This is a genomic window from Neobacillus drentensis, from assembly GCF_036965645.1.
Taxonomy (GTDB): domain Bacteria; phylum Bacillota; class Bacilli; order Bacillales; family Cytobacillaceae; genus Neobacillus; species Neobacillus drentensis_D.
Genome location: NZ_JBALPZ010000042.1, coordinates 5,563 through 20,405 on the forward strand (window position 1 = coordinate 5,563; position 14,843 = coordinate 20,405).

At 40.9% G+C, this 14,843-nt stretch carries 12 protein-coding genes; 5 read left to right on the forward strand and 7 right to left on the reverse strand.

Annotated elements, in window-relative coordinates:
• Positions 1 to 332 precede the first annotated feature (332 nt).
• From qoxA to qoxD, 4 genes are read left to right on the forward strand one after another with little or no spacing between them, the layout of a single operon-like run.
• The gene (qoxA, locus tag V7266_RS08165; protein ID WP_335467387.1) at positions 333 to 1,301 is read left to right on the forward strand and encodes a cytochrome aa3 quinol oxidase subunit II; all 969 of its coding nucleotides are present in this window, start codon (positions 333 to 335) and stop codon (positions 1,299 to 1,301) included.
• A complete protein-coding gene (gene qoxB, locus V7266_RS08170) occupies positions 1,301 to 3,280 on the forward strand; it encodes a cytochrome aa3 quinol oxidase subunit I (protein WP_420491351.1) in 1,980 nt (659 codons plus the stop codon). The genes qoxA and qoxB overlap by 1 nt, the downstream gene beginning before the upstream one ends.
• Positions 3,270 to 3,875, forward strand: coding sequence for a cytochrome aa3 quinol oxidase subunit III (gene qoxC / locus V7266_RS08175; RefSeq protein ID WP_335467391.1), 606 nt, complete (start codon positions 3,270 to 3,272; stop codon positions 3,873 to 3,875). Before qoxB ends, qoxC begins: the two co-directional genes overlap by 11 nt.
• A 1-nt stretch (position 3,876) precedes the next feature.
• The gene (gene qoxD, locus V7266_RS08180; RefSeq protein ID WP_215046172.1) at positions 3,877 to 4,170 is read left to right on the forward strand and encodes a cytochrome aa3 quinol oxidase subunit IV; all 294 of its coding nucleotides are present in this window, start codon (positions 3,877 to 3,879) and stop codon (positions 4,168 to 4,170) included.
• Positions 4,171 to 4,263: 93 nt separating this feature from the next.
• On the opposite strand, the gene pssA is transcribed toward qoxD, so the two are convergent.
• From pssA to V7266_RS08195, 3 genes are all read right to left on the reverse strand, one after another.
• On the reverse strand, positions 4,264 to 4,965 hold the full coding sequence (gene pssA, locus V7266_RS08185; protein WP_335467393.1) for a CDP-diacylglycerol--serine O-phosphatidyltransferase: 702 nt from the start codon (positions 4,963 to 4,965) through the stop codon (positions 4,264 to 4,266).
• Between the two features lie 229 nt (positions 4,966 to 5,194).
• A complete protein-coding gene (locus V7266_RS08190) occupies positions 5,195 to 5,968 on the reverse strand; it encodes a TerC family protein (protein ID WP_335467395.1) in 774 nt (257 codons plus the stop codon).
• Positions 5,969 to 6,223: 255 nt separating this feature from the next.
• Positions 6,224 to 7,768 (reverse strand): carboxypeptidase M32, encoded by a 1,545-nt coding sequence (locus V7266_RS08195; protein WP_335467397.1) that lies wholly within the window; start codon positions 7,766 to 7,768, stop codon positions 6,224 to 6,226.
• Positions 7,769 to 8,009: 241 nt separating this feature from the next.
• On the opposite strand from V7266_RS08195, the gene V7266_RS08200 reads away from it, so the two are divergent.
• Positions 8,010 to 10,079, forward strand: a complete 2,070-nt coding sequence (locus tag V7266_RS08200; RefSeq protein WP_335467399.1) for a peptidoglycan D,D-transpeptidase FtsI family protein — start codon at positions 8,010 to 8,012, stop codon at positions 10,077 to 10,079.
• A gap of 37 nt (positions 10,080 to 10,116) precedes the next feature.
• On the opposite strand, the gene V7266_RS08205 is transcribed toward V7266_RS08200, so the two are convergent.
• From V7266_RS08205 to V7266_RS08220, 4 genes are read right to left on the reverse strand one after another with little or no spacing between them, the layout of a single operon-like run.
• Positions 10,117 to 10,572, reverse strand: coding sequence for a (2Fe-2S)-binding protein (locus V7266_RS08205; protein WP_335467401.1), 456 nt, complete (start codon positions 10,570 to 10,572; stop codon positions 10,117 to 10,119).
• Between the two features lie 17 nt (positions 10,573 to 10,589).
• A complete protein-coding gene (locus tag V7266_RS08210) occupies positions 10,590 to 11,426 on the reverse strand; it encodes an FAD binding domain-containing protein (protein WP_335467403.1) in 837 nt (278 codons plus the stop codon).
• Positions 11,427 to 11,428: 2 nt separating this feature from the next.
• Positions 11,429 to 13,744: a xanthine dehydrogenase family protein molybdopterin-binding subunit gene (locus tag V7266_RS08215; protein WP_335467404.1), complete on the reverse strand. Its 2,316-nt coding sequence runs from the start codon at positions 13,742 to 13,744 to the stop codon at positions 11,429 to 11,431.
• A 23-nt stretch (positions 13,745 to 13,767) separates the two neighbouring features.
• The gene (locus V7266_RS08220) at positions 13,768 to 14,784 is read right to left on the reverse strand and encodes an XdhC family protein (RefSeq protein WP_335467405.1); all 1,017 of its coding nucleotides are present in this window, start codon (positions 14,782 to 14,784) and stop codon (positions 13,768 to 13,770) included.
• Positions 14,785 to 14,843: the final 59 nt, after the last annotated feature.

Consider the following 14,843-nt stretch of genomic DNA (forward strand, 5'->3'; position numbering starts at 1 on the left):
CTAAAATAGACAGTGTAAAGTGTCTAACTCCCCCTTAGATTCAAGGGAAATCGGAGAATTCACTAACACGTTTCCAGTTCATTTCCATTTCAGCATTATAAATCCTTAACAAATTTGTCACAACTTTTTCAAAAAACCTATATAAACATCATGGCGTAATTGTTAATATTGTGATATCGAAATAAAGTTGCTAATGAATATTAGTTAATAATGAATTTAATATCAATTGCTTGTAATTTTAAAGTAAATGTATTATTCTAATGAAGTTTGTGAATACATTCACGTTAAAATTGTGAACAAATGAACAAATATTTTGGAGGGGAAATTCGAACATGTTTAGAAAGATCTTTATTGTTCCACTATTGGCTTTATTGCCCGTGCTGCTCCTTAGCGGTTGTGATTCAAAAATGGTTGTTTTTGATCCAAAAGGTCCGGCAGCAAGAGAAATTCTTGGCTTAATTAACTGGTCATTAGTCTTTATGGCACTTGTGGTAGTTGTGGTAGTTGGTTTATTCGGATATATCGTTTGGAAATACCGTGCCACAGATGCGAATAAAGACTATGAGCCCCCAGAGGAACACGGCAGTACAAAATTAGAGTTAATTTGGACCTTTATCCCAATTCTAATTGTCATTGCCCTCACGATTCCTACTGTCAAAACGATTTACAAGCTTGAAAAGGTTCCGGCTGGTTATGAAAATAAAAAGCCGATTACGATCAATGTGACCTCAGCTGATTGGAAGTGGATTTTTAGTTATCCGGAACAAGGTATTGAAACTGTCAATTATGTAAACATTCCTGCCGGCACACCAGTTAAATTCAAATTAACCTCTGCAGGCACGATGCAATCGTTCTGGGTTCCGCAATTAGGCGGGCAAAAGTACACCATGAATAAAATGGAAACAGAATTGTATTTAACTGCTGATGAAGTAGGAGAATACTTAGGCAGAAATACGAACTTTAACGGAAAAGGCTATGCGGATATGGAATTTACCGTAGAAGCTAAAAGCACAAAAGACTTTGAAAAATGGGTTAAAGATGTAAAATCTAAGGCTCCTAAATTAACAGAGAAAAAATACGACGAATTGTTGAATCCAACACATTTAGGTCGTGAAACTTACGTAGGTACACATTTGCAGTGGGTTGACCATGGAAAAATGAACTCAAAAACTTATACGAATCCAAAATTATATGAAGTTCATGGCGTGAAAGGTCAAATCTTTAAGGATGAAGAACCATCCACTGAAACTTCAAAAGACACATCGAATACGACTGATAAATCAAATGGAGGTGAACAATGATGAGCAGAATAAATTGGCATGATTTCTTTATCGTCGGCAACCCGCTCATCCTAGGTTCCCAGATTGCTATTTTACTAACGATGATTGGTATAGTAGCCGGAGTTACTTATTTAAAAAAATGGAAGTGGCTTTGGCGCGAATGGCTGACCACTGTAGACCATAAACGAATTGGGATTATGTACATCCTTTCGGGTGTGTTAATGTTTTTCCGCGGTGGTGTCGACGGACTATTAATGAAAGCCCAAACCTCACGTCCGGAATTAAAGTTTTTAGATGCACAGCATTACAATGAAATTTTTACAACACATGGCGTTATCATGATTCTTTTTGCAGCGATGCCATTATTAATTGGGATTATGAACGTTGTGGTTCCTTTACAAATTGGCGCACGTGACGTGGCGTTCCCTCAATTGAATGCACTAAGCTTTTGGTTATTCTTTGCAGGTGCAATGCTATTTAACATCTCATTTGTTATCGGCGGATCTCCTGATGCCGGTTGGACGGCTTACTTCCCTCTTGCGGGTAAGGAATTTACTCCAGGGATCGGGAACAACTATTATGCGATCGCCTTGCAGATTGCGGGGATCGGTACCCTGATGACAGGGATCAACTTTGTAGTAACAGTTTTAAAAATGAGAACAAAAGGCATGGGTCTTATGAAAATGCCAATGTTCACTTGGACCTCTTTTATTGCGTCTGTAATCATTGTATCAGCCTTCCCAATATTCACAGTTGCCCTTGCGTTGATGACTTTTGACCGTATTTTTGGTACTCACTTCTTCACGCTAAGCGCAGGCGGTATGGATATGATGTGGGTTAACCTATTCTGGTTATGGGGACACCCTGAGGTATACATCGTGGTACTACCAGCATTCGGTATGTTCTCTGAGATTATTTCAACTTTCTCTCATAAACAGCTTTTTGGTTACAAATCAATGGTATTTTCCATTGTCGGAATTGCTGCATTAAGTATGTTAGTTTGGGTTCACCACTTCTTCACAATGGGTTCAGGCCCTGCGGTAAACTCTGTATTTTCCATTACCACAATGATGATTGCGATCCCGACAGGGGTTAAGATGTTTAACTGGTTATTTACAATGAGAAAAGGTCGTATTCAATTTACGACAGCCATGCTTTGGGCTCTAGCGTTTGTTCCTTGCTTTATTATCGGTGGTGTCACAGGTGTCATGCTTGCCATGGGTGCAGCGGATTATCAATATCATAACACCCTATTCCTTGTTGCTCACTTCCACTATGTATTAATTCCTGGTGTCGTGTTTGCGGTATTCGGGGCGCTATATTACTGGTGGCCAAAAATGTTTGGACATATGTTAAATGAAAAGCTTGGTAAAATTCATTTCTGGTTATTCGTGATTGGTTTTAATGTTACATTTATGCCAATGTTCTTCCTTGGACTTGATGGTGCAGTACGTCGTGCGTACACCTTCTCTGCTGAATCAGGATTTGCTCCATTGTTCTTAGTATCTGCTATTGGTGCGGTTATTTTAGCCGCTGGTTTCGCGGTTCTTTGCTATAACATTTACTGGAGTGCTAGATATGCAGACCGCAATATTTCTAACGATCCATGGGATGCTAGAACACTAGAGTGGGCAACTGCTTCACCTGTTCAATTCTATAACTTTGCTAAACAACCAGAAGTAAAGTCAATCGATGCTTTCTGGTATATGAAAAAGAATAATGAAGGTCTTACTTTGAAAGAAGAAGAAATTGAAGAAATTCATATGCCTAGCAATTCGGGCTTGCCATTCTATATGGGCGTTATCTTCGGAATTGCCGGTTTCTTACTTGTCTTTGAATGGAAAATCGCTGCCCTTGTGGCAACGGTTGGAATCCTTGCAGGCTTAATCGTTCGATCTTTCGATTATAATGATGGCTTCCATGTAAAAGTAGATGAAATTAAACAAATTGAAAAGGCATGGCGCGGTAAAGATAAAGGGGTGAACAACCATGTCAGCTAATGTAAATACAGCTTTACCACTTGAATATCAAACAGAACAAAACCGTATGAACATTCTTGGCTTCTGGATTTTCCTAGGAGCTGAGATCATTCTCTTTGGAACACTTTTTGCAACATTCTCAGTTCTTAATGCCAGATATGCTGGCGGCCCTACTCCACATGACCTTTTTGAAATAAAGGGTGTCATGATTGAAACCATACTGCTATTAACAAGTAGTTTTACCATGGGTCTTGCTATTTTTGAAATGCGCCGGAGCAATCGTAATGGGTTAATTCTCTGGTTTGTCATTACCCTGCTGCTTGGTGCAGGCTTCGTATTCTTTGAAGTAACTGAATTTATTCAATATGTACATGAAGGTGCAACATGGACAACAAGTGCCTTCCTATCAAGCTTCTTTGTCTTGCTTGGAACCCACGGTCTTCACGTTAGTATGGGTATTGGCTGGGCAACAATGGTTATTATCCAATTACTGAGAAGAGGTTTAACACCTGTTACTGCACGAAAGACGTTTATTATCGGGCTATACTGGCACTTCTTGGATGTTGTTTGGATTTTTATCTTCACATTTGTGTATTTAGCAAGGATGGTGGCATAAGATGGCTAAAAATACAAAAGGATTTCCTTTAACTCACGTATTGGGCTTTATCGCTTCATTGGTACTCACCTTCGTAGCCCTTTTCGTAGCATTAAAAACATCCCTTTCCTTCAAAACGATTATTTGGGTGATTGGCAGCTTAGCCGTCATCCAAGCTGCCTTGCAGCTCTTCATGTTCATGCACTTAAACGAAGGTGAAGACGGCAAATCCAATATTATCAACATCGCTTCCGGAGTATTCATCGCATTCGTAGCGGTAGCCGGATCCATCTGGGTCATGTCATTTGGAATGTAAACATGACATTAGAATAATGTAAACAGTAATAAAGGTGACAGGCACCATGTGATTTATTCACATGGCGCCTGTCACCTTTTCTTATGCCTATATTTATTTTGTGGTGTGCTTTCTTTTTGTCCGGACCATTTGGTAACCGATGAAGGCTACATAAAGAGGTATTGCGACATAAATGAAGTATGGGAATCTGTGCTGTTCCTTTTTAAAGACAATGTAGAGTGCATATCCCAAGAATAGAGTGATAATAATTCCATACTTCGGCAGAGGTATTTCCTTTAAGCTTGGGATTTTAATGGTACTAACCATTAAAAGGCATAAGGCGAAAAAGGCAATCACAAAAACGAACCCTGGCATCTTTAATTGAAATAAGGTTAAAAGGGTTAATACCCCGCCTGCCGCAGTAATCGGAACACCAGTAAAATGTTTTAACGAAGATTTAACAGCGTTGATATTAAACCGGGCTAATCGATAGGCGCCAAATAACGGAAAAACTCCAGCAACAGCCATCCCAAGAATACCAAAAGATGAAAAGTACGAATAATAGGCCATCATCGCAGGTGCAACTCCAAAGGTTACAATGTCAGCCAAAGAGTCCAATTCCTTGCCTAGTTCACTGTCTGCCCGGAGCATTCTGGCAATTCGGCCGTCCATGCTGTCAAGCATCATTCCAATTAGAATTAAGATGGCAGCATTCTTGTAATCCCCTTCTGCAGAGTTCATGACTGATAAAAAACCAAAAAATAAATTTGCAAGCGTAAATAAGTTAGGAATACTGTTTCTGATAATATGTATCACTCCAAAAAAATTAAAAAATTTGGCAGAGCTCTGCCCTGTTTACTTCTTATTATAACGCTTTTCTTTGTAAATTTGGAAAAACAAAATGATAGTCCTACATCAGTCACTGAAAAGATACTTTTAATCCTATCTATAATATCTCTAATACCTTGAATAGTATGTGAAACAGAAACTGACACTAATATTGTGAATAAAGAAAAAACCCGCCAATTGGCGAGTCCTTCCTAGATTAGATATTGGCTTTTTTTGTTTGTTTCTGTTCTTTAGAAAAATACCATCCTGCTGCTGCAATCCCAACTAATACTAAATAGAAGCTTACCTTCCATTCGGTTGAATGCGCAAATTCTTCATTTAATATAGCCAATGATGGGTGTGAAAGTGTGTAAACGGTAAGCTTCACCCCTACCCAGCCAACAATCGTAAAGGCTGCAATTTCAAGACCGGGTCTTTTTTCCAAAAGTTTTACGAATTGATTGGCAGCAAAGCGCATAATCACCAAGCCGATGATTCCACCTGCAAAAATCACCAGGAATTTACCGCCATCGAGCCCACCGATATTTGGCAGCGGCGTATCCGGAAGAACCACCGCCATCGCTACTGCGGCCAAGATTGAATCAACAGCAAACGCAATATCGGCCAATTCCACCTTTAATACTGTTGTCCAAAATCCACTGCTCTTTTTAGATTCCATTTCATTCTTTTCTTCTGCTTTTCCTTTTATCACTTTCCGGAATATATGGTTAGCGGCCATAAAGATTAAATATAGTGCTCCAATCGCTTGAACCTGCCACACGTCTACGAGGAATGAAATCACAAATAAAGAGGCAAAACGGAACACAAACGCCCCGGCCAAGCCGTAGAATAAAGCTTTTTTTCGTTCTTCTTCCGGAAGATGTTTTACCATAATAGCGAGAACGAGGGCATTATCTGCTGCTAATAGGCCTTCTAAAGCCACCAAAATGAGTAGAACCCAGCCGTATTCCAGTAATAAAGTAAAATCCATGAAAAATTCCTCCTAAGTGATCGATTTTTTTAAAATACTCCCTCAGGCCATAAAAAAGGCCTTTACTGTTACAGTAAAGGCCAAAAAAACACAGAAAAGACCTTTACAGTAAAGTAAAGGTCTTGCTAACAACGTCCACGTTGCCAATAAAGCCGGAGAATACAATTCTCGAAATGACGACTTTATTGTAGCAGCTACTCCCCTTTAAAAGGAAATATTTAATTACTATTAGTATATTAAACCTCAATAAAAATGTCAACGTTTATCTAATTGGTAAACCTCTGCATATTTTTTCTCAAGATATTCTATCAGGTAATCTGCATTTAATGCCTCGCCTGTCACCATATGGATTAACTCATTTGGTCGATACAGCTTTCCATATTGATGAATATTCTCCTTCAACCAATCTTGAATGATTTCAAATTTACCATTTTCAATATGATGATAGAAATCTGGGATAGCCTTTTGAATGGTACGCAGGATTTGTGCAGCATAGAGGTTCCCTAAAGAGTATGAAGGAAAATATCCAATTCCACCGAATGACCAGTGAACATCCTGCAAGACTCCATCTGTATCGTTTCCTGGGGTTATACCCAGGTAATCCTTCATTTTTTGATTCCAAATGGCCGGTAAATCCCTCGCTTCAATCTCTCCGCCAATTAATGCTTTTTCAATTTCATAGCGCAGCATAATATGCAGATTATAGGTTAGTTCATCTGCCTCCACACGGATCATGGACGGCTGAACGGTATTAACCGCACGATAAAATTCCCCAACCGATACATCTTTCAATTGTTCTGGAAAATACTCTTTTAGTTTTGGAAAAAAGAAATGCCAAAATTCCTGGCTGCGTCCTATCATATTTTCTAAAAATCTTGATTGTGATTCGTGAATTCCAAAGGATGCACCGCTCTGCAGAACGGTTTCTTCATAAATAGGATTAACTTGCTGTTCATATATACCGTGTCCTGCTTCATGGATCGTCCCAAACAATGCCGAGCGAACATTTTTTTCTAAGTAGCGCGTTGTTAAACGGACATCGCCAATATTAACAGTTTGTGCAAACGGGTGAACAGTCTCATCAAGTCGCCCTGCCTGCATATCAAAACCAATTAGAGGTAAAATAAACCGATTAAAGTCCTTTTGTTTATCAATGTCAAAGGATTGCTCAAACACTTCTACTTTTGTAGGCAGTCCATGTTTTCTAATTCGATTTAAAAGTTCCACACTAGATTTACGTAATTTAGCAAATAAAGGATCCAGTCTTTTCACGGTTAATCCTGGCTCAAACTCATCGAGCAAGGCATCATATGGATGTTCATCATAGCCAAATATCTCAGCAAATTGCCGCTTGTAGTCAATAATCTTTTCTAAGTAGGGCAAATAACTGGCAAAATCATTTTTATCCCTAGCTTCTTCCCAAGCATCGTTTGCTTGTGCCGTTAAAATACTATAGTCCTTAAATAGATCAGCAGGTATAGCTTTCGATTTTTGATAATACTCCTTATACTCCCTGACCTTTGCCCGTGTCACTTGATCCAATTGTAGATAATGATTTTCAAGAGTAAGTGCTTCTAACAATTGACCCATTTCCTGTGAAACCGATAATTGAAAAATTTCAGTTCGTAAAGTTCCAGTTGCTTTGGAAAATATGTTCCTTCCTTTTTTGGGCGCCATCACCTTTTGGTCCCAGTCCACTAAACCCAGGATACTTGAATAGTGCGTAATTTTCTCGTCGAGCTGGATAAATTCTCCTAGTGCCTTCTGTAATAATGATGGTGAAACCATTTTCTGCTCCATTTTTAGACCCCCTGCCTGATCTTCAAGATCTCATTTATTATAAAGGAAAATTCCCAATAATGGTAAAGTTTTGTAAATTATATCTTTTTCTAATTTAGCATCCATCCACTCTCTCAGCTAGAAAAATAGTTGTCTTAAAAAATCAATTTTCCCTGTATTTTTAAAATCTAGTGTAGTACCAATATTTCAATTAGGCATAATAAGAAAAGAAAACTATTTAGGAAAAAGGTGTGTGACCAACTTGGACAAGCAGAAAAAGAAAAAGTCTCATTTTCCTTTTCGCTTAAATATTCTTTTTTTTAGTGTGTTTTTTTTATTTTCTATCTTGATTCTGCGACTTGGTTTTGTCCAAATTGTTTATGGAGAAAACTTTAAAAGAGATTTGGAAAGAAAAGAGGACATTACCGTAAGTAATCCTGTTCCAAGGGGAAAAATTTATGACCGAGATTACCGGGTGGTTGTTGATAATATTCCTAAAAGTGCCATTACCTTTACTAATGTAGGTTTTAGTCAGGTGGAAATGTTGCAAACAGCTAAAAAATTAGCGCATCTCATCGAGAAAAAAACAGATATGCTCACCGAAAGAGATAGGCGGGAGTATTGGATGATGAAATACCCTGAGCAGGTTAACGCTAAAATTACAGAGGAAGAAAAAGCTTTGTATCGTGCAAAAAAACTAACCGATAGTGACCTCTATCAATTAAAACTAGCTCGAATCACAGCGGCAGAATTAAACCAATTGACAGAAGAAGATCTTGAAATTTTAGCCATATATAGGGAATTCAGCAAAGGCGTTAAATTTATTCCGGTTATCGTCAAGAACGAAAGTGTTTCCGATAAGGAATTCGCTGTTGTAAGTGAGAATCTCCAATCCCTCCCTGGTGTTGAAACAACTACAGATTGGGACCGCTCCTATGCCTATGAAAATACGTTAAGATCTGTTTTAGGCAACGTGACCCGCTCAGGGGAAGGGCTCCCGGCAGATCAATTAGATTATTATCTAGCTCGAGGTTATAGCCGTAATGACCGGATTGGGAAGAGCCAGCTGGAGATGCAATATGAAGATGTCTTGCACGGAAATAAATCAAAGGTGAAAAATATTACCGATAAAGAAGGCAATGTGATTGAAACCGAAACCGTGTTACCAGGAAATAAAGGAAAAGACCTCGTTTTATCCATCGATATGGACTTACAGATGGCCGTAAACAAAATTATCGATGAAGAACTTTGGGCAGCTAAAAGATGGCCTGGTACCCGTTTCACCGACCGAGCCTATGTGGTGCTGATGGACCCTAAAACTGGAGATGTCCTAGCCATGTCAGGAAGGAAAATCGTCAAAGACGGTAAAACTGGAAAAGCTGTCATGATGGATGATGCCCTAGGTACGTTTACGACGACCTATAGTGCAGGGTCAACTGTAAAAGGAGCTACCATTTTAACCGGCTATAAAACTGGGGCCATTTCACCTAATACCTATTTTGATGATGCAGGTCTCAAGATCAAGGACACACCTATCAAAAAATCCTATGCCTATTTAGGCAGGTTAAATGAAATTAATGCCTTAAAGAAGTCATCTAATGTTTATATGTTCCATACCGCTATAAGAATTGGCAAGGGTCATTATGAATATGAAAAGCCCTTGAATTTTTCCAATAAAATGGCCTTTGAAACGATAAGGAATTCTTTTGCCTCATTCGGTTTAGGAACAAGAACCGGAATTGATTTGCCAAATGAGCAGACAGGTTTTAAGGGCCAAAGTAAGCTGCCTGGATACTTGCTTGACCTCGCAATTGGACAATATGATACCTATTCAGCCATGCAGCTTGCCCAGTACGTATCAACGATTGCCAACGGTGGTTACCGAATGCAGCCGCATATCGTGAAACAAATCCGAGAGCCTGCTCGTGATGGAGAGGCACTGGGTCCTGTATGGAATGATATTAACCCAAAAGTCCTAAACACGATAGATATGAAAAGAGATTGGCTGAAACGCGTACAAATAGGATTTAAAAAAGTCATGCAGGAACCTGGCGGAACCGCTTATAAGTTTTTCGAAAGTGCCCCTTACTCTCCTGCCGGAAAAACAGGAACAGCTCAAGCCTTTTATGATGGGCCACTGCGCAGTCGGTTTGGCAAAGAACCGCCGCCCGTGATGAATTTAAGCCTTGTTAGCTATGCTCCAAGCTATAATCCAGAGGTGGCGATGGCTGTTTTAGTTCCATGGGCATATGACGGTAAAGACGATAACCGAGCAAATCTTAAAATTGGCCGTCGAGTATTGGATACGTATTTTCAGATGAAAGGCAAATAGGGTGCGAAAACGCACCCTTTTGTATATCGTAAAAAGCTTACCGCTTTCGTAATACTGATTTTATAGCAATTTCAATCTCTGCATAACTCGTGCAGCGGCATATATTTGACTCCAGCCATTCCTTTATCACTTCATTATCAGCATCAGGATGCTGCTCGATTAACGAGTGGCAATTCATAATAAAGCCGGGCGTACAATAGCCGCATTGAAAGGCGAAATTTTCAATAAATTCTTTTTGTATCGCAGTACCTTGCAGCCCTTCAATCGTTGTCACTTTTTTCCCAACCGCTTCCACCGCCAGCATCAAACACGACTTCATCGGCCAGCCGTCAAGATTGACCGTACAAGCACCGCAATCTCCATTTAAACAACCAGGTTTTGCGCCGGTCAGGCCAAGATAGCTTCGAAGTGCATACAAAAGAGTATCAGCCGGCCTAACAGACAAAGTATGACTTTCACCATTTACATCCAGCGTTATAGAATAGGATTTCAAAGGCCCTCACCTCCCCATTACTGTACTTGGTCTAGGTACTCTAGAGCATCCAGCAGCAAATTCCTTAGGACAAATAAACGATATTCCTTGGAACCCTCGATATCATCTAAAATAGGCTGAGGTAATACAGAAATGGCTCCTTCTACTCTTTTTAGATTCGTTTGCCCCTGTGTATTAATCTTCTCCTCCACCGCCGCAGAACGGAAAGGAAACGGGCATAATCCGCTGACAGCAACCCGAATCGTTTGATCCATTTTTATAGCTGCCAGTGTAATCAGTGGATAACCGGTCTCCCACTGCTGCCTTCGTTTAATCGTAAAGAATGGGGCATGAATGCAGCGATAGTCTGTTGCCGTTTGTACTAAAAATTCTCCAGGTTTCAAACGTAAATGACCCTGAAACACATCATTAATGGGGACGGTTTTTTTTCCCTCAGCTCCAATAATCATGATCCTGCTATCGGTTAATAAAAATGGCAGGACCGCTTCCCGGTAAAATATACGTGCACAAATATTACCGCCTAACGTAATTTTCCCACGGGCTGTATGGTCTGCCACTTCACTAGCCGTCTTCGTTAATAAGGGAAATAGATTCGCTTCTTCAATAGCAGTTAAGGAGAGTGAACTGCCGAAGATTACTTGTTCACCACTGACCTGCATCAGACTGCACTCCGGTATCCCTTTCATGTCAATGACTGCTTCCGTATAGGCTAAATCAATTCTTCCAAGGGTTAATAATTCCGTCCCCCCAGAAAAATAAAAAGGCTCTTTGCCCTGTTGATTTAAATATTGGTATAAATCGACGGCCTCCTCTAATGTTTCTGGACGATAATACTCAAAATCAAAGGGGAGCATAATCAGCGGCCTCCTTTTGCCTTCCAGATTAACTCTGGGAGGAGCGGCAGATTCCGAAGTGAAACGCCAACGGCTAGTGATAAGGCATTCCCAAGCGCCCCTGGCATTCCCATCAAACCAAGCTCTCCTACACCGCGGGCTCCATATGGACCATCTAGCTGCGGCGTCTCGACAAAGCCTACGAGATATTCAGGATGCTCCCCGTATCGTAAAGGCCTATAGGTCCTGAGCTGAGGATTTAAGACCCTTCCTAACTCATCAAAATAAAAGGTTTCCCTGCCAGCAAAGGCCAATCCCATGCTCATCGCCCCCATCACCTGACCCAATGCAGCTTTTTCGTTCATCACTCTCCCAATGTCCACTACGGAACATGCTTTCAACAGCCGGTACGTATAATCCCTTCTATCTAATACGATTTCAACCCCATACGCTGCAACAGACCATTCTGGACCAGGCTTTCCTTCACCTGTTTCCGGATCCAAATGTGACAGGTGGCGTAATATAAACTTCCCTCTGCCAATGATTTGTCCTCCGATTGAATTTCCGTTTGGATATTGATAACCATATCCAACATCTTTAAAATCGAGACCAATGGAAGGGTCATCCCGCAAAAAGACACGGCTGTTGGCTACCTCAATATCCTCTTTCGGGGCTCGAAGGACACTTGAGGCAACCTCTTTTAACTGATTAATCACATCCTCCGCTGCATTTAGGACGGCTCTTCCTCCCATGTAAGTTCCGCGGCTGGCAACGGTCTTCCAATGCTCCGGTGTCGTTTGCGTATCCACTTCCATCCGAACATGAATTTTATCTACATCCATTTTCAGCCGTTCAGCAAGGATCTGCGCTAAGATGGTCTTAGTCCCCGTCCCTATCTCAATAACACCAGACATTAAATTTAAACTTCCATCGCGGTTGAAGGTAATGATTGCCCCTGATGGAGCGTTAGGATCGATGGTCGAGGTTTTCCAGCTGCAGCTCACTCCCTTTACCCTGACAAATCGTTCATCTATTTCCTTTATCGCGCCTTCATCCCAGTTAATCAATTCTCGTGCTTTCTCAATACATTTTTGCAGGTTACCCACATTGCTTTTATTCAGCTTGACCCTGGTCGGAGTGGTATGGCCTGGCATAATCGCATTGATATATCTAAGATTAAAGGGGTCCATATTTAATCTTTGTGCGAGGATATCCATGGTCCGTTCAATGCAAAATGACAGCTCGGAATGGCTGAATCCCCGGAACGGAGAGGCATATGGATGATTAGTATACATGCAGTAGGAATTACACCAAACATTTTCAATATTATAAGGACCGGTGCAATCGACCGCTCCTGACCGCGTTACATCGATTGCTTTATCCGAATACGCACCGCCATCCCATAAATATTGGATTTCAGCGGCTGTTATTTTTCCATTCCTGTCCGCCCCCAATTTAACCGTGGCATCGAGCCCAATATGACATGGGGAGGTGATAATATCTTGTTCCCTCTCATTTAATATTTTGACTGGCTTTCCGCCAACAGCCTTAGAAGCAAGGTAAGCAAGAACCTCTAACTGAACAGCTGCTTTCCCCCCATAGGCACCGCCAACCAACGGTGTATGAACAACAATCTTGCCCATATCCTCATGAAAGTATTTGGCGATTAGCTGTTTGACCATAAATGGAGCTTGTGATGAGGTCATAATCATAATGGTTCCATCTGCCTTGATTTCTGCTGTTGCACATCTCGTTTCCATAGCAGCATGGTCAGAAGGAGCAAAGGAAAAGCTCTCCTGGACCACGATGTCACTCGCTGCCCAGCCGCCTTCCATATTCCCTTTACGAATTTTAATTAGGGTTGCAATATTTGTTCCAGGGACAGGGTGTGAATCCTCATCTTTATCATAGTTTCCGAGCTCATCATGGACCAATGGTGCCCCCTCTTTAAATGCCTGGGTTGGCGAATTGACAACTGGAAGCAGTTCATATTGGACCTTAATTAGGTCTGCCGCCTTCTTTGCCTGAGATGGGGTATCTGCTACTACCAAAGCGACAGGTTCGCCATGGTAGCGAACTTTATCAACAGCAATTGGCGGCTTATCCCTGATTGCTTCACCCGTTAATGGAAAGTGCTGTCCAGCTAGGATAGCCCTGACACCTGGAACCTGTGCCGCGTCCAACGTGTTAATACTAACAATTTTGGCATGGCCATAAGGACTGATGACCATTTTTCCAGATAGCATTGGATTTGAATAGTAATCATTCGTAAACTTTGCCCTGCCTGTCACCTTGTCGAGGGCATCTTTACGGATTACACTTTTTCCAATTACCTCCACTGTTCAACCTCCTAACAATCATGCTAATCAGGAATGGTCCAATGCAGCTCTATTCTTTCGTGCACTGGTTTTCTCCAAACTTCAATCATTTGAGCTACTACACTAACGGCAATTTCGACAGGACCTTTTGCCCCTATTGAAACACCTATTGGTGAAAATACCCATCTAGGAATGTCCTCTCCATCTAGCAATCTCCTTGTTCGTTCTTTTGGCCCCAATATCCCTAGGTAGCGAATATTCTTATTTATGATCCTTTTCAACAGCTCTTGGTCTCTTCTAAATTGATGAGTCATAATGATAACAAAATCATAGGGAGAAAAAGAGATCTGTCGAAGCAGATGGTTAGGAGACCCTAGTAAAATGTTGGTTGAGGCGGGGAAGTGTTTTTTTTGGCCAAATTCTTCCCGCCAATCACAAATCAAAACTGAAAAGCCGGTGTCTGCTGCTAATGATACAAGGGGCCTTGCATCTGGTCCTGCACCAAAGATAATCAAACGCGGCTTAGGATGTATCGTTTGTTGAAAAACTGGCGATCCAGCACTTGTGATGATTCCGCTTTTAGAAGTAAACTCAATCGTCGGCAGTCTCCCCGACCAGTTTCCAAACGGCTCCCCATCTTCTTCGATAAAAACATATTCCCCGAGATCATCGAGTTTTTTTAAGGCAATGACAGGCTTATGCAGGCGAAGAAGTTCATTAACCATATGAAGGTCCTCTGTTAATTGCTCCGTAATTGGTTCAAGTAATATATTAATGGTTCCATTACAGCCAACCCCCTGCCCCCAATCCAGATCATCCTCGCTATACAAATCGTATTGGAGAATGATCGCCTCTTGTTTTTTAAAAACTTCCTTTACTTTTTCGGCCAGGTCCTCTTCCAAACAGCCGGCAGTTAACATTCCTCGGCGTGTTCCGTTAGAAAAAAATATCATCGAGGATCCTTCTTTTTTGTATGCAGAACCTTCGACGCCAATGATTGTTGCTAGGACTTTTTCCTCAGGGTAATGAAGACACTCTAAAATTTGATAAAAATCCTCCACACTTTTCCCCCACTCTTAGACTTAAAAATTCCCCATTGTTATTTATATTAAGAAGTGAG